The sequence below is a fragment of the Isoptericola sp. NPDC019571 genome (assembly GCF_044389385.1).
Taxonomy (GTDB): domain Bacteria; phylum Actinomycetota; class Actinomycetes; order Actinomycetales; family Cellulomonadaceae; genus Isoptericola; species Isoptericola nanjingensis.
Genome location: NZ_JBIRXZ010000011.1, coordinates 172,829 through 196,196, shown reverse-complemented (window position 1 = coordinate 196,196; position 23,368 = coordinate 172,829). Strand labels below are relative to the sequence as shown.

Below are 23,368 nucleotides of genomic sequence, written 5' to 3'. Positions count from 1 at the left end.
CGCCGCCCCTACGATGCGCGGCACGACCTCGGCGTCCACCGGACGCCTCGCCTCTCCGATCACCCCGCCGGCCGAGGACGGGTCGGTCGACATGGGCGGCCTTGGGGCCTCGTCGGCACGGCCGTGTCCGCCGGCGCGGACGGCGTCGTCGTGCAGGCGACGACGCCATCGTCAGGCCGCGCGCTCGAGCACCGCGACGTGCAGGTCCAGCAGTGCCGCCGTGCGCTCGCTCGGGCCGCGACCGAAGCCGCACTCGGTCGCGACGCCGACGGTCCGGCCGCCCAGCACCTGCGCGGCGGCGGCGAGGCGGCGAGCGGCGCCCTCGATGCCGTCCTCGTGGTGCAGGACGCCGAGGTAGAGCTCGGTGGCCGGGTCCAGCGCGAGGTCGCCGAGCGGGGCGACGTACGCTACGTCGTCGCGGTCGATCGGGACGGGCAGGTGCACCCAGGTGATCGGGCGCGGCAGCGCCGCGACCAGCGCGTTCGCCATCTCCACCAGGTGGCCGGTGTCCGCCGGCTCGACGAAGTGCTTCTCCGCCACGTCGCCGTAGCAGAGGTGGAAACCGAGCTCGACGCCCTCCGGCACGTGCGCCGCGAACCGCGCCGCCCGGGTCGCGCACCCCTCGACGACGCCCTCGTCCCCGCCGGCGCCGGCGTCGAACCACGCCCGCGCGGCGCCGCCGCCGAGGTTCGCGCCCTCGACGAAGGCGAACTCCGTGGCGAGGTCGACCTGCACGGCGAGGTCCTCGGACGGGACCGCCGCGAGGATCTCCTCGAGCTCACGCACGAGCGCCGCCTCGTAGACCGGGTGCACGGCGGCGCGGTCGGCGGGCGCGACGAACGTCGTCACGGCCGCGAGCGGCGAGGGCAGGCAGACCTGGAACCGCGTGCCGGGCGCGATCACGCCCTCCGCGCGCAGGGCGACGAAGTCCGCGTACGAGGCGCGCGCCGCGTCCGCGTAGCCCAGCGGCCCGAAGCGCAGCCCGTCCGCCGGCACCGAGCCGTCGAGCACGTGCGGCCGCACGTCGAAGCCCGCCACGACGACGGGCTCGTCGCCCACGCGGACCAGCCCCTCGACCGCCTCGAACCGCGAGCCCTGGAACAGGATCCAGTGGAACCGCTCGCCCACCTCGCCGTCGGGGATCCGGCGGACGTGCGCGCCGAGCCGCGCCGCGACGGTGCGCAGGGTGTCCCGCGCGGAGGGCAGGTTCACGGAGCCCACGAGGTGGGCGCCGCGCAGGCTCGGGGTCGGGGCGGTCTGGTTCGGGGCGAGGGTGTCCGGCACCCGCGCATCGTAGCCCCGGGCGTCAGCCGTCCAGCGCCGCGGGTCCGCCCTCCAGCAGCCGGGTGAACGCGGCCTCGTCGAGGATCGGCAGGCCGAGCTCCTCCGCCTTCGCCGCCTTCGAGCCGGCGTTCTCGCCCACGACGACGTAGTCCGTCTTCTTCGAGACCGACCCCGCCGCCTTGCCGCCCGCGGCGAGGACGGCCTCCTTGGCGCCGTCGCGGCTGTACCCCTCGAGCGAGCCCGTCACCACGACCGTCAGGCCGGCGAGCGGCCCGGTCGGCCCCTCGTCCGCCTGCGCCGCCATCGCCTCCGGCCCCGGGTGGTCCGGGATCCAGGTGCGCACCCCGGCCGCCTGCCAGCGGTCGACGATCTCGCGGTGCCACTCGACGTCGAACCAGGCCAGCAGCGCGTCCGCGATGATCGGGCCCACGCCCTCGACGGCGGCCAGCTCCTCGCGCGTCGCCGCGCGGACCGCGTCGAGCGAGCCGAACCAGCCCGCGAGCGCTCGGGCCGCCACGGGCCCGACGTGCCGGATGTTGAGGCTGACGAGGATGCGCCACAGGTCCTTCGTCTTGGCGAGCTCGAGCTCGTCGAGGAGCTTAGTGGCCGCGGCCGTCGGCTCGAGCTCGGGCAGGGTCTCCCCCGCCGCCTCGGCCTCGGCGCGGCGGGCCTTGGTGTAGGTGACCTTCTTGCGGAACGGCGTCCTGCGCCGGGCCACGCCGTCGTCGTCGAGCTTGGGCAGCCCCGTCTCGGCGTCGCGCACGACGACCTCGATGGGCAGCAGCTGGTCCAGCGTGAGGTCGAACAGGCCCGCCTCGGTGCGCAGCGGCGGGACCTCGGGCACTTCGGGCTGGGTGAGCGCGGACGCCGTCACCTCGCCGAGCACCTCGACGTCCAGGCCCCCGCGCGAGCCGATGTGCTCCACCCGGCCGCGCACCTGCGCCGGGCAGGACTCGGCGTTGGGGCAGCGCAGGTCGACGTCGCCCTCCTTCATCGCCCGCAGCGGGGTGCCGCACTCGGGGCACCGCTCGGGCATGACGAACTCCTCGCGCGGGTAGCCGTCGTCGGCCAGCGCGGTGACGGGCCCGAGGATCTCGGGGATGACGTCGCCCGCCTTGCGCAGCACGACCATGTCGCCGATGCGCACGCCCTTGGCCTTCACGACGTCCTGGTTGTGCAGCGTCGCCTGCCGCACCGTGGACCCCGCCACCAGGACCGGCTCCATCACGGCGTACGGCGTCGCGCGGCCGGTGCGGCCCACGCCCACCTGGATCGCCACGAGGCGGGTGGTGACCTCCTCCGGCGGGTACTTGTAGGCGATGGCCCACCGGGGTGCGCGGCTCGTCGCGCCAAGCCGCCGCTGGTCGCCCAGCGCGTCGACCTTGACGACGATGCCGTCCAGCTCGTGCTCGATGTCGTGGCGGTGGGCGCCGAACCACTCGATCATCTCGACGACGCCGTCGATCCCCTCGACGACGCGGTTGTGCGGCGAGACCGGCAGCCCCCACCGCGCGAAGTGCTCGTACGCCTCGGACTGCCGGGCCAGCTCGGCGTGCTCCCCCGCCGTCCACTGCAGGGCGCCGATCCCGTGCACGTAGAGGCGCAGGGACTCCACGCGGGCGACCCCGGCCTCGAGCTCCATGCCCTCCTTCTTGTCGAGCAGCTGGCGCAGCCCGCCGGCCGCCGCGTTGCGCGGGTTGGCGAACTGCGGGAAGCGGCGGAGGGCGGCGACCCGGGCGCGCTCCTCGTCGAACGGGCGGGCGGACGTCGTGCGCCCGTCGTGCCGCGCGCGGGACTCGGCGACGACGCGGTCGCGCAGCTCCGCCTGCAGCGCGTTCAGCCGCTCGAACGAGGCGACGGGGATGAAGACCTCCCCGCGGACCTCGACGAGGTCGGGGTGGCCCTCGCCCGCCAGCCGTCGCGGGATGTCGGCGATCCGGAGCGCGTTCTGCGTGACGTCCTCACCGGTGCGGCCGTCGCCGCGCGTCGCCGCGCGCACCAGCCGGCCCTTCTCGTACAGCAGGGCGATCGCGAGGCCGTCGATCTTCACCTCGGACAGGTAGCCGACGCGCTCGGCGCCCAGGTCGCGGGCCACGCGGGCGTCCCACGCCCGCAGCTCGTCGACGGAGAACACGTTGTCGAGGCTGAGCATGCGCTCGACGTGCTCGACCGTCGCGAACCCGGCGGCGGCCGCGCCGCCCACCCGCTGCGTCGGCGACTCGGGAGTCTGCAGCGCCGGGTGCGCGGCCTCGATCGCCTCCAGCTCGTGCATCCGCGCGTCGTACTCGGCGTCGGACACCCGGGGGGCGTCGTCCTCGTAGTAGGCGCGCTGGTCCTCCTCGACGAGGGCGACCAGCTCGGCCCAGCGGCGCTGTGCGGTGGCCTCGTCGAGCAGGGTGTTCTCGGTGTCCGTCACGGGCCCATCTTGCCGCGTGCCGCCGACACCGGCCGGGTCGGGCACCTCGACCCGCCCGACCTGCGAGAAGGCCTGTCCCGACGCTGTCCGAACCGCTACGATTCTGGCGTTTTGGCCCCTCTCGACCGACAGCAAGGACGCCCATGAAGATCGCCGTCGTCGGCGCCGGCTTCGCCGGCCTGGCCAGCGCCAAGGTGCTCCGCGAGTTCGGGCACGACGTCACCGTGCTCGACAAGGCCCCCGACGTCGGCGGCGTGTGGAGCGCGAGCCGCCGCTACTCGGGCCTCACCACGCAGAACAACAAGGGCTCGTACGCCTTCTCCGACCTGCCCATGCCGAAGGACTACCCCGAGTGGCCCAGCGGCCAGCAGGTGCAGGCGTACCTCGAGCGGTACGTCGACCTCCACGACCTGCGCGGCTCGCTCCGGCTGTCGACCGAGGTGGTGCGCGCCGAGCTGACCCCCGCGGAGGACGGCTGGTTCGTCACTGCGCGACGCACGGGCGAGCCGGTCGGCGAGCCCGAGCGCTTCGACCACGTCGTGGTCGCGAACGGCATCTTCTCCGACCCGGTGATCCCGCGCTTCGAGGGCCTGGCGCAGCTGCTGCGCGCCGGCGGCAAGGTCGTCGCCTCGAGCCAGCTCACGTCCCTCGAGGACGCGCGCGGCAAGCACGTCGTCGTCGTCGGGTACGGCAAGTCCGCGTGCGACGTCGCCGCCGAGATCGCCCCGGTCGCCGCGAGCACCCAGGTCGTCGCGCGGCACCTGCTGTGGAAGCTGCCCAAGCGGCTCGGCAACGCGCTCAACTACAAGTACCTCCTGCTCACCCGGATGGGCGAGGGCCTGTTCCGCTACGAGACGCTGTCCGGCGGCATGGAGAAGTTCCTGCACGGCCCCGGCGACCGTGTGCGGAAGTCGATGCTCGCCAGCGTCGGCGCGGTGTCGGTCAAGCAGTTCCACCTGGAGAAGCTCGGGCTCGTGCCGCGCGGCGAGTTCGCCGACATCGCCCGCTCCACCGTCTCGCTCGCCACCGACGGCTTCTTCGAGCAGGTGTCCGAGGGCAGGATCGACGTGCACCGCGAGTCCGAGATCGAGCGCCTCGCCGTCGACGACGACGGCGCCCCCGTCGCCGTGCTCGACGACGGCACCACGGTCCGCGCCGACCTCGTGGTGTGCGGCACCGGCTTCCACCAGCGCGTGCCGTTCCTCGACGACGACCTGCAGGCACGCCTGCTCGACGACCGCGGCAACTTCCAGCTCTACCGGCAGGTGCTGCCGCACGACGTGCCGCACCTGACCTTCGCCGGGTACAACTCGTCGCTGTTCAGCCCGCTGTCGGCCGAGGTCGCCGCGCTGTGGACCGCCGCCCACCTCGCCGACGCCGTCGACGTGCCGCCCGTCGAGGAGCGGCGCGAGCTCGTCGCGAGCCGCGTGGAATGGATGGAGAAGCGCACGGAGGGCAAGCACGCCCGCGGGACCAACGTCATCCCGTTCTCGCTGCACCAGATCGACGAGATGCTGACGGACCTCGACCTGCAGCTGCCCGCGGCCACCCGCGCCGGCCAGTGGCTGCTGCCGGTGGACCCGAAGGCGTACCGGCACCTGCCCGGCCGGCTGCGCGCACGGATCGGCTGACCGCGGGCGGATCGGCCGACCCGTCAGGGTCCGCCGGTCCGCCTGTCACCGGAATCGGACGGGCAGCTCCCGCGGGTAGCGCGCCCACGCCGAGCGCACCGGCTCGACGTCGGCCGGCGCAACGGTGAGCTCCATGTCCGCGACCCGGGCGAGGAAGTGCCCCACGACGGTCCGGGTGATCAGCGGAGCCGTCCGGTGCGCCGGGCACGCGTGCGCGCCCGTCCCCCAGGTGAGGTGGAAGCGCGCGTCGACCTGCTCCCACGGGTCAGCGGCGCGGACCGCACGGTCGGCGTTGGCGGCCGCCACCGCCGGCACGACGGCGTCGCCCGCGGCGATCGCCTGACCGCCCAGCTCGCCGTCCGCGAGGGCGTAGCGCGGCCGCAGGTGCGGCAGCGGGGGCGCGTCGCGCGCCACCTCGTCCAGCGCGTCGTCGAGCGAGAGGCGGCCGCCGTGCAGGCGGGCGGCGAACGCCGGGTCGGCGAGCAGCCGCTGCAGCGTCGTGGCGATCCACGCGATCTCGGCGTCGTGCGCGGTGGCGAACACGAGCCCGACGGCGGCCATCACCTCGAGGTCGTTCTCGTGCGCGGGGTGCGCGAGCAGCGCGGACGTGAGGTCGTCGCTCGGTTCCGCGCGACGCCCGGCGACGAAGCCCGCGAGCAGGTCCTCCGCCTCGACGGACGCCGGGTGGGCGTCGTCCGCGCCGGAGCGCTGGGCGACGGTGAGCTCGTGCATCCGGCGCGCGTCCGCGAGCGTCATGCCGAGCAGGTCGGCCAGCACCCGCACCGGGACGTCGACGGCGTACTCCGCGACCATGTCCGCCGTGCCGCGGGCGGCCAGGCGGTCCAGCGCCGACGCGCACGCGACGTCCGTCGTGCGCCGCACGCGGCGGTCCTCGACGGCGTCGAGCGCGTCGGCCAGGGGCGTGCGCAGCCGCCGGTGCTCCGCGCCGTCGCGGTCGTGGGCGCCGTCGCGCGGCGCGAGGAGCGCGCGGGTCGCCGAGCGCCGACCGACCAGGCCCTCCGCCTCGTACCGCCAGTGGCGCGCGTCGCGGGAGAACATCGCCTCGTTGCGCAGGACGGCGGCGACCTCGGCGTGGCCGAGCGCGAGCCACGCCGGCACGCCCGGCTCCAGGTCGACGGGCGCGAGGGCGCCCCAGCGCGAACGCAGCGCCTCGTACCGAGCCGCCGGGTCGGGCGCGCCCGCCAGGTCGGCGAGCAGCGGCCGGTCGGCCACGTCCTCGAGCCGCACCACGCGCACCGCCCCGGTGAGGCTCATGCGGCGTCGCCCGCGCGCGCGAGGCGCACCGCGTGCGCGACGAGCGCCTGGAGCGCCTCCACGGCCTGGCGTCGCTCGCGCAGGTCCCCCGCGACGACGGGGGTGTCCGCCGGCAGGTCGAGCGCGGCGCGCACCGCGTCGGTGGTGTGCCGCGGCGCGTCCGGGAACTCGTTGACCACGATGGTCACCGGCAGCGCCGTGTGCTCCTCGAGCTGGTCCAGCACCTCGAAGCTGTCCTCCAGCCGCCGCGTGTCCACGACCACGAGGGCGCCCACCGCGCCGTCCGCCAGCCCCGCCCACAGGTCCCAGAAGCGCTTCTGCCCGGGCGTGCCGAACAGGTAGAGGGCCGTGGTGCCGCCCACGGTGACGCGCCCGAAGTCCATCGCGACCGTCGTCGTGGTCTTCTCCCCCAGCCGCGGGTCGACGCCCAGGCTGGCCGCCGTGATCGTCTCCTCCGTGCTCAGCACGGGGATCTCGCTCACCGCGCCGATGAGCGTCGTCTTGCCGACGCCGTACGCGCCCACCACGAGCACCTTGACCGACCGCTCGACGGTGGACGCGAGGTGCAGGGAGGCCGGGTCGACGGGTGGCGCCTCAGAACCGGCGGAGACCATCGAGGACCTCCACCAGCAGGTCGACGCCCGGCAGGTCGTGGGTCGCCGGCGACCGGACCGCCAGGTAGCCGGCGTCGAGCAGGTCGGAGGCGAGGACCGCGACCAGGCTGGTGGGCAGGCGCAGGTACGCGGCGAGCTCGGCGAGGGCCAGCGTGCCGCGGCAGGTCTCGAGCAGGGCCCGCTCGTGCCGGCCCGCGCCGACGGGCAGCTCGCGGCCGTCGTCCACCGCGCACAGCAGCGTCTCCGGTCGCAGCGTGTTGCGGCTCGGGTGCGCGCGCCCGCCCGTGAGGACGTACGAGCGCACCGGGTGGTCGCGGTAGCCGTCCGTCATCGCGCCTCCCCGTCGGCGGGCACGGGGGCGGGGACGGCGGCGGGGCGCAGGACGTCCGTGCCGAGCGTCCGCTCGCCGATCATCAGCACCTGGGCCTGCATCTGCTGGGCCACGAGCCCCGGGTCGACCGCCGCGTCGGTGACGACCGCCAGCCGCGAGCCGTCGCCCGCTCCGCGCACGAAGAGGAAGCCGCCGTCGAACTCGACGAGCACCTGGCGCAGCGCGTCGCCGGCGCCGAACTCCCGCCCCATGCTCATGCCGAGCGCGACGAGGCCGGCGCACGCCGCCGCGACCTTGTCGGCCGTGTCCGGGGGCGTCACGTCCGTGCGGACCTTCACCAGGCCGTCCGAGCTGAGCACGACGACGTGGCGCACGCCGCGCACCCCCGCGACGAGGTCGAGCATCCAGCTGTCCGGGTGCGCGGGCGCGGGCGTCGCATCGGTTGTCGGGGTCGTCATGAGTCCTCCGAGGTCACGTCCGGCACGGCGGACGGCTGCTGGCTGGGATGGTCGGTGGTCGGGGCGCCGTCGGCGGTGGCGTCGCGGTCGGCGGAGAAGAACGCGCCGATCCACGCGCCGGCCTCCTCCGCCGTCTGCGCCGGGACGGCCGCGGTCGGGGCGGACGGGGGCGCGGCGGGCACCGCGCGCTGGGTCCCCGTGGCGGTGCCGCGGCGCGAGCGCCGCTGCGGCAGGGCCGGGGCGCCGTCGGGTCCCCGCGTGGTGCCGCGGGCCTCGGCGGCCGCCGTCTCCGGCGTGGCCGGGGCCTGGGGGGCGGGCCCGGGCCACGGGTCGTCGACGCTCGGGGCGAGCGTGCCGGGAGCCGCGGCCGCCGCGGTGACGAGCTCGGCGGGCACCATGACCACGGCGCGCAGGCCGCCGTACACGGACTCCGTGAGATCCACCCGCAGGTCCAGGGCGCGGGCGTACGACCCGACGACCGCGAGGCCGGTCTGCGGTACCTCGCCCAGGTCGGCGATGCCCACGGGCCGCGCGCCGGACGCGACGGCGCGCACCCGCTCGAGCTCGCGGGCGGCCATCCCGACGCCGCAGTCGTCGACCTCGACGACCGCGCCCCGCTGCACCTGCCGGATCGCGACGAGCACCTGGGTGCTGGGCGGCGAGCACTGCGTCGCGTTGGCGAGCAGCTCGGCGAGGACGTGCACGACCGGCTCGACCGCACGCCCGACGACGGCCAGCCCCGGGTCGCCGGAGACCTCGACGCGCTGGAACGCCGTGATCCGCCCGGCGGCCGCGCGCACGACGTCGGGCAGGGCGAGCGGGTCGTCCCACGTCTGCCCCGGACGTCGGCCGCAGAGCGCGACGAGGTTCTGCGCCTGACGGGCGTGCTGCGCGGCGGCGTGGTCGATCCGCATGGACGTCTGCAGCACGTCGGGGTCGGCCGCGTGCCGCTGCACCATGCGCGCCGCCTCCTCCTGGATGCGGTGCGCCGACGCCTGCACCTTGCGCCCCAGGGCGACGACGGCGGTCTCGACGGCGGCGCGCTGGTCGTCGCGTGCCTCGCGGGTGCGCGCGAGCCCGGTCGTCGCGTCCTCGAGCGCCCCGGCGGCCGTCGCGAGCTCGGCCGCCAGCGCGTCGCGCTCCGCCCGCAGCGCCGCCCGGTCGCGGTCGCCGCGCGCGACGGCGCGGGACAGCGCCACGGCCGCGACGACGACGAGCAGCGCGGCGGCGCCGGACAGCGACGCCGCGCCCGCGGGCGACAGCCGGTCGCCGAGCAGCGGCACGGCCGCGAGGCAGAGGACGGCCGCGGCCGCGCAGAGCTGGGCCGGCACGCGCGTCGTCGCGCGCGCTCCGGCAGAGGTCGTCGTGCTCACCGCACCCCCGTGGGTGGAAGGATCGGGTCCCGGCGGACGTGACCGTGCCGCTCCGAAAGCGGCGTTCTCCGCGAAACCCTTGGAACGTCCATAGCGGGATCAATGCCCTGACCAGGAGTTTCTACCACGGGCACCCCCCGGGTGAAAGGCACCCGCGCCCCTCGGCGCGCCCGGCGGCTAGGGTGCCGAGCATGACCGCCGAGCACGTCGACACCGCCGCACCGTCAGCCCCGCCCGCCGCGCCGCCGTCCCCGCTCGACCCGGCCCGGCCGGACCCGTTCGCGTGGCTCGAGGAGGTCGAGGGCACCGAGGCGCTGGCGTGGGTGCGCGGCCGCAACGACCACGCGCACACGACCGTGGGTGCCGCCCCCGGGTTCGCGGAGACCGAGGCGGCGGTCCGCGAGGTGCTCGACTCCGACGAGCGCATCCCCGACGTCTCCCGGATCGGCGACCACCTGTACAACTTCTGGCGCGACGCCGCGCACGAGCGCGGCCTGTGGCGCCGCACCACCCTCGGCTCCTACCGGACCGACGCGCCGGAGTGGGAGACCGTGCTCGACCTCGACGCGCTCGCCGCGGCGGAGGGCGAGAGCTGGGTGTGGCACGGCGCGTCGCTGCTGCGCCCGACGCCCGAGCAGCTCGCGGCGGGCGAGCCCTGGCGCCGGGCACTGATCGACCTCTCCCCCGGCGGCTCGGACGCGGACGTCACGCGCGAGTTCGACCTCGTCGCCAAGCGGTTCGTCCCCGCCGCCGAGGGCGGCTTCGAGCGCGACACGGCGCGCGACGACGGCCGCACCGGCGCCAAGGGCGGACTGGCGTGGGCCGACGAGGACACGGTGTACGCCTTCACGGACTTCGGCCCGGGCACGACGACGCCGTCGGGGTACCCGCGCATCGCGAAGCTCTGGCGCCGCGGCACGCCGATCGAGGACGCCGTCGTCGTCTACGAGGGCACCGACGACGACATGTACATCTCCGCGCGCCGCTCGCGCACGCCGGGCTTCGAGCGCGACCTCGTGAGCCGCTCGATCGCCTTCTACCGGTCGGAGACCTTCCTCGTCGAGGCGGTCGGGACGCCCGAGCAGCGGCTGGTGAAGATCGACGTGCCCGAGTCCGCGGAGGTCGGGCTTCACCGCGAGTGGCTGCTGGTCGAGCTGCGCGACGACTGGGCGCCGGCGGGCACCACCTACGCCGCCGGCTCGCTGCTGGCCGCGCCGGCGGACGCGTTCCTGGCCGGCTCGCGCGACCTCACCGTCCTGTTCGAGCCCACGCCGTCGACGTCGCTGGTCGGCGCCACGTGGACCCGCCACCACCTGGTCGTCAACGTGCTCGACGACGTGAAGAACGCCGTCCACGTGCTCACCCCGCCCGCCGGCACGTCCCCCGGCACGGCGGCCGGCGCGCCCTGGACCCGCTCGGAGCTCCCGCTCGGCGGCGGGCTGCTCACCGTCGGCGTGCGCGCCGTCGACCCCCTCGACAGCGACGACGTCTGGGTCACGACCACCGGCTACCTCACACCGTCCACCCTCGCGCTGGCGACCGTCGCGGGGCCCGGGGCGGAGCCCGGCGCGCCCGAGCCGCTCAAGGCCGCGCCGGCGTACTTCGACGCCGACGGCATGGTCGCGGTGCAGCACTTCGCAGCCTCCGACGACGGCACGCGCGTCCCGTACTTCGTCGTGGGCCGCGAGGACCTGGTGGACCCGTCCGACCCGACGACGCCGGGGACCGCGCCGACGCTGCTGTACGGGTACGGCGGCTTCGAGATCCCGCTGCTGCCGGGCTACTCCGGCACGGTCGGGCGGGCGTGGCTCGCCCGCGGCGGCGTGTACGTCGTCGCGAACATCCGCGGCGGCGGCGAGTACGGGCCCGCGTGGCACCAGGCCGCGCTGCGCGAGCGGCGGCACAAGGCGTACGAGGACTTCGCCGCCGTCGCGCGCGACCTCGTGGCCCGCGGCATCACGACGCCCGAGCACCTCGGCGCGCAGGGCGGCTCCAACGGCGGGCTGCTGGCCGGGAACATGCTCACGCAGTACCCCGACCTGTTCGGCGCGGTCGTGGTGCAGGTGCCGCTGCTCGACATGAAGCGGTACTCGCACCTGCTCGCGGGCGCGTCGTGGGTGGCGGAGTACGGCGACCCCGACACCGACGACTGGGAGTTCGTCCGCACCTTCTCGCCGTACCACCTGCTCGACGGCGACCGCGCCTACCCGCCGGTCCTGTTCACGACGTCGACCAAGGACGACCGCGTGCACCCGGGCCACGCGCGCAAGATGGCGGCGCTCATGCTGGCCACGGGCGGACCCGGCGCGGACGTCACGTACTACGAGAACGTCGAGGGCGGCCACGGCGGCGCGGCCAACAACGCGCAGGCCGCGCACATGTCCGCCCTGGCCTGGACGTTCCTGCGCGAGCGCCTCGCCTGACCGGCCGGGCCCCGGCGGGCAACCCGCCGGGACCCGGTGTCAGGCCGGCCCGAGGGCCGCGCGCACCGACGTCCACGACGCGAGCTGCACGCGCACGTCCTCCCGCGTCTCCGTGGCGAGGGCCTCGGCGTAGGCGCGCTCGAGCAGGTCGTCGACGAGGACCCTCGCGCCCGTGGCGGCCGACTCGACCGCCGCCGCCACCATGACGAGGCTGAGCACGTTCTCGTGCACCTCGCCCATGGGCGTGGGACCGCCGTCGAGCGCCGCGAGGAAGGTCGCCAGCGACCCGGCGATCCCGTCGCCGGGGTCCGCACCCTCCGCCGCGTCACGCGGCCCCTCGACGACCGGCTCGTGGTCGCCGTCCCAGCGGGCGGTGCCGTCGCGGCCCGACAGCCGCCAGGCCCCGTTCCACGACGTCTCCTGGCCGGGGCTGCACCAGCTGCCCGTGTAGGAGTAGCGGACGCCGCCCGTCATCTCGAAGATCGCGGTCGCCGCGGCGTCGCCGTCGTACCAGCTCCACGACGGGTTGAACTCCTCGCAGTACACCGAGACGGGCTCGGCACCCAGCAGGAACCGGGCGGTGTCGAAGGGGTGGATCGCCATGTCGAGCAGCAGCGGGTGCGCCATCGCGTCACGGAACCCGCCGAAGCGGGGCGCCTTGAAGAACTCCGTGGTGAGCACCCCCAGGTCGCCCAGGGTGCGCGCCTGCTCCCGGAAGGCGAAGAGCTGCCGGTTGTAGCGGCGCGACTGGCTCACCACGAAGAGCTCCCCCGTCACCTCCGCGGCCGCGACGAGCGAGAGCGCGCGCGGCACCGACTCGGCCACGGGCTTCTCGCCGAGCACGGGCAGCCCCGCGAACAGCGCGGCCGTGGTGACGGGGTGGTGCGCGGCCGGGACGGTGACGTTCACGACGGCGCGCGCACCGGTCTCCCGGGCGAGCGCGACGGCGTCCGTCCCGACCGGGACGTCCGCGAGCCCGGCATCGGCGAGCGCCCCGCGGGCGGCGTCGAGGTCGAGGTCGACGACGCCGGCGAGCTCGGCCCCCGGCTCGGCCCGGATGGCGGACAGCCAGGCCCGGCCCATCCCCCCGGCGCCGACGAGGACCAGCGGCACGCTCACCGCCCGGCCTCCGCGGCGGCGGCTCGGGCTTCGTCGTCCAGCGCGCCGCCGTAGCCCTGGCCGCGGTAGAAGTCCTCGGTCTCGTAGCGCAGCAGCGTGGGGGTCGTGCGCTCGGGACGCACGGTCACGGCCCACCCGACGGCGTTGGAGATGACCTTGCGGACCCCGTCGTGGAAGTACGTCGGGTACTCCTGGTCGCCGGGGCGGAAGTAGAAGATCTTGCCGAAGCCGCGCCGGTAGGTGATGCCGGAGCGGAAGACCTCTCCGCCGGAGAAGGTGCTGAGGAAGACGGTCTCGTCCGGGGCGGGGACGTCGAAGAACTCCCCGTACATCTCGTCCTCCTCGATGATCATGGGGTGCGGGATCCCCTGCGCGATCGGGTGGGTCGGGTCGACCGTCCACACCAGCTCCCGGTCGTGCTCGGCACGCCAGCGCAGGGTGCAGGTGGTGCCCATGAGCTTCATGAAGATCTTCGACCAGTGCCCGGAGTGCAGGACGACGAGGCCCATGCCCTCCAGCACGTGGCGGTGCACCCGCTCGACCACCGCGTCGGCGACCTCGCCGTGCGCGGCGTGGCCCCACCAGGTGAGCACGTCGGTGTCGCGCAGCACCTCCTCGGTGAGCCCGTGCTCGGGGTCGTCGAGCGTCGCGGTGCGCACGCGCACGCCGTCGCCGAGGTTCTCCTCGATGCCCTGCGCGACGGCGCCGTGCATGCCGTCGGGGTAGCGGGCGGCGACCGACGGCTCGAGCTGCTCGTGGCGGTTCTCCCCCCAGACGGTGACGCGGATCGGTGCGGTCATGATGTCTCCTTCGCTCGGTGCCGGGTCGGTGCGGTGGCGGGTCGGTGCGTGGCCGTGGGTGGCAGGTCGGGCCGGGTCAGCCGGCCGCCGGCGTGGTCCGTGTCGACCTGCGCCGCAGCAGCACCGCGGGCGCGAGCTCCCGCTCGCCGCCGGGCGGCGCGTCGCCGTCGAGCAGGGCGAAGACGCGCTCCATCACGCGCCGCGAGACGTCGCGCGGCCGCGGCGACGTGGCGGTGAGGCCGTGCGGCTCGGCCTCGGCGTCGAGGGCCAGACCCACGACGTCGACGTCCCGACCCGGCCGGCGACCCCGGTCTGCCAGCGCGCGGAACGTCGCGGGGACCGCGGTCGCGAGCACGAGGCCGGGCACCTCGCCGGACGCGAGGGCGCCGTCGACGACCCGCCCCACGTCCGGCTCGCCGGCCGGCTCGTGCCAGCGCAGCTCGACGCCGCGCTCCGCGGCCGCCGTGCGCGCCCCGCGCTCGAACCGCGGCACGAAGTTGACGCCCTGCGCGGTGACGTCCGGCCCCCAGCCCAGCACGTCCACCGTCCGGTGCCCCAGGTCGGCGAGCTCGGCCACGAGCAGCCCGCCCGCGGCCTCGAAGTCGAAGTCGAGGCAGTCGAGCCCCTCGGCGTCGTCCGGGATCCCGATGAACACGACGGGCAGCGGCAGCTCCCGCGCCACGTCGACGCGGTCGTCGTCGGTGCCGACCCCCATGACGACGAGGGCGTCGCACAGCGAGCGACCCGCCACCCGGCGCAGCCCGGCCGGGCCCTCGTCGGCGGTCACGAGGAGCACGTCGTGGTCGCGCCGCCGCGCGGCCAGCAGGATCTCCTCGACGAACACCATGAGACGCTGCACGCTGGAGTCCGGGTCGACCGGCACCACGACCGCGACGGTGCTGGTGCGGTGCCCCGCCAGGGCCCGCGCCCCGGCGTGCGGCTCGTAGGTCAGGCGGTCGATGGCGTCCTGGACGCGCCGCCGCGTCTCCGGGGAGATCGGGCGCTTGCCGCTCATGACGTAGGAGACCGTGGACTGCGACACCCCGGCCTCGCGCGCGACGTCGGCGCTGGTCGGCCCCTTCGGCACGTCGTCTCCCGTCGTCGGCGGACGTCGCCGGATCCCGGCGAAGGTCATCGATGCGCATCGATGCGCACTGGTCGACGACCATAGCGACGCGCCGCCGGGGCGGCAAGGGTGTCGGCGGAGCCTGCGGGTCGAGCCCGCCGGGACGGCGGTCCCGGCGGGCTCGACCGGCGGCTCAGGAGTGCGGCACCGTCGCGGTGATGAGGGTGCCGTCGTCGCGGCGGTTGCCGGACAGGGCACGCAGGCTGGGGCGCCCCGGCCGCACCGGACCCTGGCCGTCGAGGGCGACGACGACCGGCTCGTCCGCGGTGACCGCCACCTGCTCGCCCCGCACGAAGACCGTCGCGCCCTCGCCGGTCTCGGCGACGAGCTCGAGCTCGTCCGTCCGCACCGTGACGCGCAGGCGCGACCCCTGCCACTGCACGCGGAAGGTCAGGGCCTCCCAGCCCTGCGGGAGGCGCGGGTCGAACGACAGCACGCCGTCGTGGTCCCGCATGCCGCCGAAGCCGAACGCGAGCGCCGACCAGGTGCCGCCCGCCGACGCCACGTGGACGCCGTCGGCGGCGTTGTCGTGCAGGTTCGCCAGGTCCACGAGCAGCGAGGACACGAAGTACTCGAGCGCGAGCTCGTGGTACCCGACCTCGGCCGCGACGATCGACTGCACGACGCCGGACAGCGTCGAGTCGCCGGTGGTCAGCGGGTCGTAGTACTCGAAGTCGGCCAGCTTCTGCTCGGCCGAGAAGTGCTGCCCCTGCAGGAACAGCGCCAGTACCACGTCCGCCTGCTTGAGCACCTGGTACCGGTAGATCACCAGCGGGTGGTAGTGCAGCAGCAGGGGGCGCTTGGTCACCGGCGTCGCGGCCAGGTCCCAGATCTCCCGCTCGAGGAAGTGGGAGTCCTGCGGGTGGATGCCGATGCTCTCCGCGTACGGGATCGACATGTGGTCGGCGGCCCGGGTCCACTCGGTGGTCTCGTGCACGCCCAGGGACAGGCGGTCCGCGAGGCGCTCGTAGTCCTCCGGGAAGTCCTCGCGCATCGCCGCCACGACGAACGCCGCGGCCCGCAGGTTGAACCGCGCCATGACGTTGGTGAACAGGTTGTCGTTCACCACGGTCGTGTACTCGTCGGGGCCGGTCACCCCGTGGATGTGGAAGTTGTCGTCGCCGTTGGCGCGCCAGAAGCCGAGGTCCTCCCACATGCGCGCCGTCTCGACCAGCACGTCCACCGCCTCGCGGCGCAGGAAGTCCGTGTCGCCCGTGGCCCGCACGTACTGCACCAGGGCGAAGCTGATGTCCGCATCGATGTGGTACTGCGCGGTGCCCGCCGCGTAGTAGGCGGACGCCTCCTCGCCGTTGATGGTGCGCCACGGGAACAGGGCGCCCTTCTGCGACAGCTCCTTGGCGCGCCGGCGCGCGGCGTCGAGCATCTGGTAGCGGAACCGCAGGGCGTTGCGGGCGTACCGCGGGCTCGTGTACGTGAGGAACGGGAGCACGTAGATCTCCGTGTCCCAGAAGTAGTGGCCCGAGTACCCGCTGCCGGTCAGGCCCTTGGCGGGGACGCCGGAGCCCTCGGCCCGCGCGGTCGCCTGGGCGAGCTGGAACAGGTTCCAGCGCACCGCCTGCTGGATCTCCGGGCGCCCCTCGATCTCGACGTCCGACCGCGCCCAGTAGTCGTCCAGCCAGGTGCGCTGGTGCGTGAACTGCTCCTCGATGCCGCCGGCGCGCACCCGGTCCAGGGTGCGGCGGCAGCGGTCGACGAGCTCGCGCGTGGGGACGCCGCGGGACGTGTGGTAGGTGACGACCTTGGTGAGGCGGATGGTGTGCCCCGCCTTCGCGTCGACGCGGAACACGTGCTTGGCGAGGTCGTCGTCGACCTGCGTGCGCACGTCCCACTCGTCCACGGTCTCCAGGCGGTGGTCGGCCGCCACGGCGAGCGTCATGCCCGAGTTGGTGCAGCGGTACGACAGCACGAGCCGCTCGTCGTCGCCCCACCGGGTCTGCGGCTGCAGCACCCGGCCGGCGAACGCCTCCGCCTTGCGGGGGTCGAAGCCCTCGCCCAGCGACGCGGCGGGCACGTGGTACTCGTCCTGCCCGTCCTGCCGGTTGAGGATCTGCGACGAGATCGCCACCGGCCCGTCGGCGTCGAGCAGCGTGACCTCGAACGTCATGACGCCCAGGTGCCGCTCGACGAACGACACCATGCGCTCCGAGGCCACCTTGACCCGCTTGCCCGACGGCGTGCGCCACAGGATCTCGCGGCGCAGGACGCCGTCGCGCAGGTCGAGCGCGCGCTCGTAGCCGATGAGGTCGGCCACCGGCAGCAGCAGCGGCTCGTCGTCCACGTACAACCGGATCACCTTGGTGTCCGGGGCGTTGACGATGGTCTGGCCGACCTTGGCGAAGCCGTACGCCTCCTCGGCGTGCCGGATGGGCCACGTCTCGTGGAAGCCGTTGACGAACGTGCCGTGCGAGTGGGACTCACGCCCCTCCTCGACGTTGCCGCGCATCCCGAGGTAGCCGTTCCCCACCGCGAAGAGGGACTCGGTGACCCCGAGGTCCTCCGCGGAGAACTCGGCCTCCACCAGGCGCCACGGCTCGGCGGGGAAGCGCAGGCGGTCCACGGACCGCTGCTCGTCGGCGGTGCGGCGGATCATGCCCGACCCTCCTGCCGGTCGGCGGGCTCGTCCAGGATCGACGCGTCCAGCTCGCCCAGGTCGGCGACGACGCGGTCCGCGCCGTGCGCGGCGAGCGCCTGCGCCCCGACGCCGCGGTCGACGCCGAGGACGAGGCCGAAGGGCCCCGCCGCGCCGGCCTGCACGCCGGACAGGGCGTCCTCGACGACGACCGCCTCGGCGGCCGGGACGCCGAGCAGCTCGGCCGCCCGGAGGTACGTGTCCGGCGCGGGCTTGCCCGGCAGGTGCTCGCGGGCCGCGACGTTGCCGTCCACGACGACCTCGAACCGCTCGGTCAGCCCGGCCGCGGCGAGCACGGCGGGCGTGTTGCGCGACGACGAGACCACGGCGACCTGCGCGCCCGCGGCGGTCACGGCGTCGAGGAAGCGCACCGAGCCCGGGTAGGGCGCGATGCCCTCCTCGTCGAACATCCGGTTGACGATCGCGTCCTTGCGGTTGCCGAGCGCGCACACGGTGTCCTCGCCGGGCGCGTCGTCGGCGGTGCCGCGCGGCAGCTCGACGCCGCGCGAGGCGAGGAACGTCGCCACGCCGTCGTACCGCGGCTTGCCGTCGATGTGGGCGAAGTAGTCGGCGGACGTGTACGGCGCGAGGCCACGGGCCTCGCAGTAGGGCGCGAACAGGCGTTCCCACGCCCGCATGTGCACCTCGGCGGTCGGGGTGAGCACGCCGTCGAGGTCGAACAGCACGGCTCGGAGGCTGGTCACGGGCGTCCTTCGCGGGTCGGGGTCGGGTCGCGGGCACCGTCCCCCTGCGGGCCGACGCCGGGGTTCAGCCTACGCAGTCACCGGGGCGCTCCGGGAGCACGCGCCGCGCCTCGGTGAGATCTTCGCGGATCGGTCCCACGACCGTCCCGGTCCCGTCCCGCTCAGGCCAGGTCAGCTCCGGTCAGGCGGCGGCCCGCTCCGCGAGCGCCTCCGCCACCCGCCCGAGGTTCGCCAGCTCCGCGCGACGGGTGTCGACGTCGGCGAGGCTCCGTCGCGGCGCGGCGAGCAGCGTCACGTCGGCCAGCCCGGCCGCGGGCAGCCCGATGCGGCGCCACGGCTCGGCGACCAGGCGGACCAGCGCGCCGAGCTGCGGCCCGGAGCACTGCGAGACGGTGGCGGGCGGCAGCCCGGCCCACAGGCCCATGCCCCGCTCGGTCGCGCGGGCGAGCAGCTCCCAGGCGCGCTCGTTCCAGCCCGCCGTCTCCCCCGCGCCGCCGACGTCGGCGAGGTCCAGCCCGACGGCGTCCGCCCCCGCCAGCGCGACGGGCGGCACGCCCACCCAGGTGGCGCCGAGGTGCACGACGACGCGGGAACCGGCCTCGTGCGCGGCGTCGACGACGGGTCGCAGCCCCTCGACGACGTCGGGCCCGGGCACCGCCCGCAGGCGGGAGTAGCCGGAGAAGCTGGGCAGGACGCCCGCGTGCACCTGGCCCAGCAGGGGCTCGGTGAGCTGCACGACCGGCGTCGCGCCGGGGACCTGGGCGCGCACGTCCGCCACGTGGCGGCGGACCGCCTCGGCCAGCGCGAGCGACAGGTCGCGGCGGGCGCCGGCGTCGGCCAGGACGCGGTCGCCGCGCGCCGACCACAGCTGGGCGGCGAGGGTCCACGGGCCGGTGAGCTCGACGGCGAGCGGGCCGTCGTGCCCCACGGCCGCCACCGCCAGCGCGGACAGGTCCTCCCGCAGCAGGGACTCCGCGCGGCGCAGGTCGGCGCCGGGGTGGTCGGTCAGCTTCCAGCCGTGCGGGCCCAGCTCGACCGGCATCTCCGCCAGCAGCGCCGCCGTCCGGCCGACGGCGTCGGCCCCCGGCCCGCGACCGGTGAGCTGGGCGAGGAACGGGACCGGGTCGACGCCGGTCGGCAGCGATGCCAGGTCGTCGAGCACGGTCTGCTGCGCCACGAGCTCGTCGCGCGCGCCGCCGGGCCACGGCCCGTGGCCGGAGACCGCCGTCACGCGTCCGCCCTCGCTCCGGCCGGGCGCCCGCCCACGACCTCCACCACGCTGTCGCCCGATGTCACCCGGTGTCACCTCTCCCACCCCGTCATGGCACGGCCGGTCGCCGCTCTCGAAGGGTAGGAGCACGGTAACGGTCCGACGAAGGAGTCCCGATGTCCGTCATCCTCGACCAGGCGCCCGCGGCACCCGCGGGCCGGGCCCCCACGTCACCGCTCGTGCACCCCTCGGGCGGGTCGTCGACCGTGCTGTCCACCCCGCGGGCGGTCGCCACCCGCGTGCACGCCAACGCCATGCCGTCGGGCGCCGAGGCCGTGCTGCGGCGCCAGCTCGCGCCCGGGTTCCGCAACCACGACGTGCTGCCGGGCTGCGCCGGCGGCCCCGACGCGCTCGTGGCGACGATGCACTGGTTCCACGACGCGTTCGACGAGCAGCGCGTCGAGGTGCTGCACGCCGTCACCGAGGGCGACCTGGTGTCGCTGCACGTCGCGTTCAGCGCCCTGCACTCGGGGTTCTTCCTCGGCGTCGCGCCCTCGCACCGGCGCTTCACCGTGCGCGAGATGCACCTGGTGCGCGTCGCCGACGGGCTCGAGGCCGAGCACTGGGTCATGCGCGACCAGGTGTGGTGGGAGCACGAGCTGCGTCGCTGAGCGCCACCGCCGCCGTGGGAGACTGCGCCCATGCGGATCACCGTGCGCAACGCCCGTTTCCAGCAGCTGCAGACGCTGCTCACGAACCGCACCAAGCGCGGTCGCGCCGGGGAGTTCCTGGTGCAGGGCGTCCGCCCGATCACGATGGCGGTCGAGCAGGGCTGGCAGGTGCGCACGCTGCTGCACGAGACGGACCGCCGGCTGTCGTCGTGGGCCCAGGAGATGCTGCAGGCCACGGGCGCCGAGACGATCGCGATGTCGCCCGACCTGCTCGCCGAGCTCGCCGAGAAGGACGAGGGCGCCAGCGAGCTGCTGGCCGTGGTCGCGATGCCCGCCGACGACCTGGCGCGCGTCCCGGTGGGTCCGTCGTTCCTGGGCGTCGTCTTCGACCGCCCCACCCAGCCGGGCAACGTCGGCGCGGTCGTGCGGTCCGCGGACGCGTTCGGCGCCGACGGCCTGGTCGTCACCGGCCACGCCGCCGACCCCTACGACCCGAAGGCCGTGCGCGCGACCACCGGCTCCCTCTTCGCGCTGCCCGTCGTCCGGGCGGCCTCGCACGGCGAGGTCATGGACTGGGTGGGCGCGCACCGTGCCGCCGGGCGCCCGGTGACCGTCGTCGCGACCGACGAGGACGGCGACGCCGCGCCCGCCGACGTCGATCTCACCGGCCCGGTTCTCCTCGCCGTCGGCAACGAGACCGCCGGGCTGTCGAGGGGCTGGCGCGAGGCGGCCGACGTCACCGTGGCGATCCCGATGGCCGGCTCGGCCAGCTCGCTCAACGCCTCGAACGCCGCGTCGATCGTGCTGTACGAGGCGCGCCGGCAGCGGCTCGCGCGGGGCTGAGCCCGTCCGGACCCGTTCGGGGACGGCGTCAGCCGCGCCAGGCGCGCGCGACGGTGCCCTGGCCGAGCACCCGCGTGCCGCGGTACACCACCAGCGACTGCCCGGCCGCGACGCCGCGCAGCGGGCGGCCGGTGAGCTCCACCTCCATCGCCGGGACGCCGTCCGCCGTCGTCGCCCGCACGCGGGCGGGCACGGGGGCGCCGTGGGCGCGGACCTGCACCTCGACGTCGTCGAGCCACGTGCTCCCGGCGTCGCCCTCCGGGGCGGCGAGCCACACCGCCTTCCCCGCCTCGATCCGGTCCACGCTGAGCAGCTCGGCCGGCCCGACCACGACGGTGTTGGTCGACGTCTGCACGTCCACCACGTACCGGGCGCGCCCGTCGGCGGCGGGGTGGCCGAGGCCCAGGCCCTTGCGCTGGCCGACCGTGAACGCGTACGCGCCGTCGTGCGCGCCGACGACGGCGCCGTCGGTGTCCACGACCTCGCCCGGGCGCGAGCCGAGCCGGTCGCGCAGGAAGCCGCGGGTGTCGCCGTCGGCCACGAAGCAGATGTCGTAGGAGTCCGGCTTGGCGCTCACGGACAGGCCGCGCCGCTCGGCCTCCGCGCGCACCTCGGCCTTGGAGGCGAAGCCGCCGAGCGGGAACATCGCGCGCGCCAGGCGCTCCGGGCCCATCACGGCCAGCACGTAGGACTGGTCCTTCTCGTCGTTCGGCGACCGGTGCAGCTCGCGGGTCGCGGTGCCGTCGGCGGCCTCGCGCGTCACGACCTGCGCGTAGTGGCCGGTGGCGACGGCGTCGAACCCGAGGGCCGTGGCCTTGTCGAGGAGCGCCTCGAACTTGATGTGCTCGTTGCAGCGCACGCACGGGTTCGGGGTGCGGCCGGCCGAATACTCTCGCAGGAAGTCGGCGACGACGGTCTGCTCGAACGTTTCCGAGAGGTCCCAGACGTAGTACGGGATGCCGAGCACGTCCGCGGCGCGGCGCGCGTCGCCGGCGTCCTCGATGGAGCAGCAGCCGCGCGAGCCGGTGCGGAACTGGTCGCGGTTGCGGCTCAGGGCCATGTGCACGCCGACCACGTCGTGCCCCGCCTCCACGGCGAGCGCCGCGGCGACGGCCGAGTCCACGCCGCCCGACATGGCGGCCAGCACCCTCATGCCGTGCCCCCCGCACCGGCCGGCGCGGACACGAGGCCCGCCGCGCGGGCCCGCTCGACGACCTGGGGCAGCGCGGCGACGAGGCGGTCGACGTCCGCGGCGGTCGACGTCGCGCCGAGCGAGAAGCGCAGCGCACCCCGGGCCTCGAGCTCCGGCACGCCCATCGCGAGCAGCACGTGCGACGGCTGCGGCACGCCCGCCTGGCACGCCGACCCGGTGGAGGCCTGCACTCCCGCGGAGTCCAGCAGGTAGAGCAGCGAGTCGCCCTCGGCGCCGGGGAACGTGAAGTGCGCGTTGGCCGGGAGCCGCGCGGCGGCGCCGCCGCCCGCGGTCGGGCCCGGGTCGGGGCCGCGCAGCACCGCCTCCGGGTCGACGGCGCGCACGCCCGCGACGAGCCGGTCCCGCAGGGCGCCCAGGGCCGCGGCGCGCTCGGGCCGGGCGGCGACGGTCTCCGCGAGCGCGACGGCGAACGACCGGATCGCGGGCACGTCGAGCGTCCCGGAGCGCACCCCGCGCTCCTGGCCGCCGCCGTGCTGCACGGCCTCGAGCGGCAGGTCGCGGCGGGCGAGCAGTGCGCCCACGCCGATCGGCCCGCCGAGCTTGTGCGCCGTCACCGTCATCGCGTCGACGCCCGAGGCCGCGAAGTCGACGTCGACCTGGCCCACGGCCTGCACCGCGTCGGTGTGCACGGGGACGCCGTGCTGGTGCGCGAGCCGCACGACGTCACGCACCGGCTGCAGCGTGCCCACCTCGTTGTTCGCCCACATCACCGAGACGAGCGCGACCTCGTCGCCGTGCTCCGTCAGCTCGGCGCGCAGGGCCGCGAGGTCGAGCCGGCCGTCGCCGTCCACGGGGAGCAGCACGATCTCCGCGCCCGCGTGCCCCGCGAGCCAGAACGCCGGGTCGAGCACCGCGTGGTGCTCGACGGCGGAGACGAGCACGCGGGTGCGGCGCGGGTCCGTGCGGCGCCGGCCCCAGAAGATCCCCTTGATGGCGAGGTTGTCGGACTCCGTGCCCCCGCCGGTGAAGATCACCTCGCTGGGCCGCGAGCCCAGCGACGCGGCGACGGACTCGCGCGACTCCTCGACGGCCCGTCGCGCCGCGCGCCCTGCGGAGTGCAGCGAGCTCGCGTTGCCGGTCCGGCCGGCCTCCGCCACGTACGCCTCGAGCGCCGCCCGCGACATCGGGGTCGTGGCGGCGTGGTCGAGGTAGGCGCCGGCGGGCGCCTCGGGGGTGGTCACGGTCCCCCAGTCTACGAACTGCGCCGGCGCCCACCGCCACCGCGAG

Annotated in this window: 19 protein-coding genes; 4 read left to right on the top strand and 15 right to left on the bottom strand. The window is 75.5% G+C overall.

Annotated features, from left to right (window positions below; all coding sequences use genetic code 11):
- Window positions 1-171 precede the first annotated feature (171 nt).
- Both ACH443_RS18375 and ligA read right to left on the bottom strand, forming a co-directional pair.
- Entirely contained in the window at window positions 172-1,284 is a 1,113-nt protein-coding gene (locus tag ACH443_RS18375; RefSeq protein ID WP_430591117.1) for a hypothetical protein, read from the bottom strand.
- A gap of 22 nt (window positions 1,285-1,306) precedes the next feature.
- Window positions 1,307-3,700 carry an NAD-dependent DNA ligase LigA gene (gene ligA / locus ACH443_RS18370; protein WP_430591116.1) on the bottom strand — a complete coding sequence of 798 codons (2,394 nt, stop codon included), beginning with the start codon at window positions 3,698-3,700 and terminating at the stop codon, window positions 1,307-1,309.
- 143 nt (window positions 3,701-3,843) lie between these two features.
- On the opposite strand from ligA, the gene ACH443_RS18365 reads away from it, so the two are divergent.
- Window positions 3,844-5,331: a flavin-containing monooxygenase gene (locus ACH443_RS18365; protein WP_430591115.1), complete on the top strand. Its 1,488-nt coding sequence runs from the start codon at window positions 3,844-3,846 to the stop codon at window positions 5,329-5,331.
- Window positions 5,332-5,376: 45 nt separating this feature from the next.
- Here the strand turns inward: ACH443_RS18365 and ACH443_RS18360 are convergent, their stop codons facing one another.
- From ACH443_RS18360 to ACH443_RS18340, 5 genes are read right to left on the bottom strand one after another with little or no spacing between them, the layout of a single operon-like run.
- Window positions 5,377-6,606: a cytochrome P450 gene (locus ACH443_RS18360; protein WP_430591114.1), complete on the bottom strand. Its 1,230-nt coding sequence runs from the start codon at window positions 6,604-6,606 to the stop codon at window positions 5,377-5,379.
- Complete coding sequence (locus tag ACH443_RS18355) at window positions 6,603-7,220, bottom strand: GTP-binding protein (RefSeq protein ID WP_429766861.1); 618 nt, start codon at window positions 7,218-7,220, stop codon at window positions 6,603-6,605. Before ACH443_RS18355 ends, ACH443_RS18360 begins: the two co-directional genes overlap by 4 nt.
- Window positions 7,201-7,551 (bottom strand): DUF742 domain-containing protein, encoded by a 351-nt coding sequence (locus tag ACH443_RS18350; RefSeq protein ID WP_430591113.1) that lies wholly within the window; start codon window positions 7,549-7,551, stop codon window positions 7,201-7,203. The genes ACH443_RS18355 and ACH443_RS18350 overlap by 20 nt, the downstream gene beginning before the upstream one ends.
- Complete coding sequence (locus tag ACH443_RS18345; protein ID WP_429766864.1) at window positions 7,548-8,009, bottom strand: roadblock/LC7 domain-containing protein; 462 nt, start codon at window positions 8,007-8,009, stop codon at window positions 7,548-7,550. The genes ACH443_RS18350 and ACH443_RS18345 overlap by 4 nt, the downstream gene beginning before the upstream one ends.
- Window positions 8,006-9,382 (bottom strand): ATP-binding protein, encoded by a 1,377-nt coding sequence (locus ACH443_RS18340; protein WP_430591112.1) that lies wholly within the window; start codon window positions 9,380-9,382, stop codon window positions 8,006-8,008. Before ACH443_RS18340 ends, ACH443_RS18345 begins: the two co-directional genes overlap by 4 nt.
- A gap of 191 nt (window positions 9,383-9,573) precedes the next feature.
- On the opposite strand from ACH443_RS18340, the gene ACH443_RS18335 reads away from it, so the two are divergent.
- On the top strand, window positions 9,574-11,805 hold the full coding sequence (locus ACH443_RS18335) for a prolyl oligopeptidase family protein (protein WP_430591111.1): 2,232 nt from the start codon (window positions 9,574-9,576) through the stop codon (window positions 11,803-11,805).
- 39 nt (window positions 11,806-11,844) lie between these two features.
- Here the strand turns inward: ACH443_RS18335 and ACH443_RS18330 are convergent, their stop codons facing one another.
- The 6 genes from ACH443_RS18330 to ACH443_RS18305 all read right to left on the bottom strand — a co-directional run bounded on the left by ACH443_RS18330 (window position 11,845) and on the right by ACH443_RS18305 (window position 19,435).
- The gene (locus tag ACH443_RS18330; RefSeq protein WP_430591124.1) at window positions 11,845-12,888 is read right to left on the bottom strand and encodes a Gfo/Idh/MocA family protein; all 1,044 of its coding nucleotides are present in this window, start codon (window positions 12,886-12,888) and stop codon (window positions 11,845-11,847) included.
- 32 nt (window positions 12,889-12,920) lie between these two features.
- Entirely contained in the window at window positions 12,921-13,724 is an 804-nt protein-coding gene (locus ACH443_RS18325) for a ThuA domain-containing protein (RefSeq protein ID WP_430591110.1), read from the bottom strand.
- 76 nt (window positions 13,725-13,800) lie between these two features.
- On the bottom strand, window positions 13,801-14,859 hold the full coding sequence (locus ACH443_RS18320; RefSeq protein WP_430591109.1) for a LacI family DNA-binding transcriptional regulator: 1,059 nt from the start codon (window positions 14,857-14,859) through the stop codon (window positions 13,801-13,803).
- Window positions 14,860-14,983: 124 nt separating this feature from the next.
- Entirely contained in the window at window positions 14,984-17,461 is a 2,478-nt protein-coding gene (locus ACH443_RS18315; protein ID WP_430591108.1) for a glycoside hydrolase family 65 protein, read from the bottom strand.
- A complete protein-coding gene (locus ACH443_RS18310) occupies window positions 17,458-18,204 on the bottom strand; it encodes an HAD family hydrolase (RefSeq protein WP_429766876.1) in 747 nt (248 codons plus the stop codon). Before ACH443_RS18310 ends, ACH443_RS18315 begins: the two co-directional genes overlap by 4 nt.
- A 181-nt stretch (window positions 18,205-18,385) precedes the next feature.
- Entirely contained in the window at window positions 18,386-19,435 is a 1,050-nt protein-coding gene (locus ACH443_RS18305) for a hypothetical protein (RefSeq protein ID WP_430591107.1), read from the bottom strand.
- 155 nt (window positions 19,436-19,590) lie between these two features.
- On the opposite strand from ACH443_RS18305, the gene ACH443_RS18300 reads away from it, so the two are divergent.
- Window positions 19,591-20,085, top strand: coding sequence for an ester cyclase (locus ACH443_RS18300; RefSeq protein ID WP_429766880.1), 495 nt, complete (start codon window positions 19,591-19,593; stop codon window positions 20,083-20,085).
- Between the two features lie 30 nt (window positions 20,086-20,115).
- Window positions 20,116-20,928, top strand: coding sequence for a TrmH family RNA methyltransferase (locus tag ACH443_RS18295; protein ID WP_430557015.1), 813 nt, complete (start codon window positions 20,116-20,118; stop codon window positions 20,926-20,928).
- A gap of 28 nt (window positions 20,929-20,956) precedes the next feature.
- On the opposite strand, the gene mnmA is transcribed toward ACH443_RS18295, so the two are convergent.
- Window positions 20,957-22,081: a tRNA 2-thiouridine(34) synthase MnmA gene (gene mnmA / locus ACH443_RS18290; RefSeq protein ID WP_430557014.1), complete on the bottom strand. Its 1,125-nt coding sequence runs from the start codon at window positions 22,079-22,081 to the stop codon at window positions 20,957-20,959.
- Complete coding sequence (locus ACH443_RS18285; RefSeq protein ID WP_430591123.1) at window positions 22,078-23,265, bottom strand: cysteine desulfurase family protein; 1,188 nt, start codon at window positions 23,263-23,265, stop codon at window positions 22,078-22,080. Before ACH443_RS18285 ends, mnmA begins: the two co-directional genes overlap by 4 nt.
- Window positions 23,266-23,368 lie beyond the last annotated feature (103 nt).

What these genes read in the sequence shown, in the direction of transcription:
- ACH443_RS18365 (WP_430591115.1), top strand. Translation starts at nt 3,844, where the DNA reads ATGAAGATCGCCGTCGTCGGCGCCGGCTTCGCCGGCCTGGCCAGCGCC.
- ACH443_RS18360 (WP_430591114.1), bottom strand. Translation starts at nt 6,606, where the DNA reads ATGAGCCTCACCGGGGCGGTGCGCGTGGTGCGGCTCGAGGACGTGGCC.
- ACH443_RS18355 (WP_429766861.1), bottom strand. Translation starts at nt 7,220, where the DNA reads ATGGTCTCCGCCGGTTCTGAGGCGCCACCCGTCGACCCGGCCTCCCTG.
- ACH443_RS18350 (WP_430591113.1), bottom strand. Translation starts at nt 7,551, where the DNA reads ATGACGGACGGCTACCGCGACCACCCGGTGCGCTCGTACGTCCTCACG.
- ACH443_RS18345 (WP_429766864.1), bottom strand. Translation starts at nt 8,009, where the DNA reads ATGACGACCCCGACAACCGATGCGACGCCCGCGCCCGCGCACCCGGAC.
- ACH443_RS18335 (WP_430591111.1), top strand. Translation starts at nt 9,574, where the DNA reads ATGACCGCCGAGCACGTCGACACCGCCGCACCGTCAGCCCCGCCCGCC.
- ACH443_RS18330 (WP_430591124.1), bottom strand. Translation starts at nt 12,888, where the DNA reads ATGGGCCGGGCCTGGCTGTCCGCCATCCGGGCCGAGCCGGGGGCCGAG.
- ACH443_RS18325 (WP_430591110.1), bottom strand. Translation starts at nt 13,724, where the DNA reads ATGACCGCACCGATCCGCGTCACCGTCTGGGGGGAGAACCGCCACGAG.
- ACH443_RS18320 (WP_430591109.1), bottom strand. Translation starts at nt 14,859, where the DNA reads ATGACCTTCGCCGGGATCCGGCGACGTCCGCCGACGACGGGAGACGAC.
- ACH443_RS18315 (WP_430591108.1), bottom strand. Translation starts at nt 17,461, where the DNA reads ATGATCCGCCGCACCGCCGACGAGCAGCGGTCCGTGGACCGCCTGCGC.
- ACH443_RS18300 (WP_429766880.1), top strand. Translation starts at nt 19,591, where the DNA reads ATGTCCGTCATCCTCGACCAGGCGCCCGCGGCACCCGCGGGCCGGGCC.
- ACH443_RS18295 (WP_430557015.1), top strand. Translation starts at nt 20,116, where the DNA reads ATGCGGATCACCGTGCGCAACGCCCGTTTCCAGCAGCTGCAGACGCTG.
- mnmA (WP_430557014.1), bottom strand. Translation starts at nt 22,081, where the DNA reads ATGAGGGTGCTGGCCGCCATGTCGGGCGGCGTGGACTCGGCCGTCGCC.
- ACH443_RS18285 (WP_430591123.1), bottom strand. Translation starts at nt 23,265, where the DNA reads ATGTCGCGGGCGGCGCTCGAGGCGTACGTGGCGGAGGCCGGCCGGACC.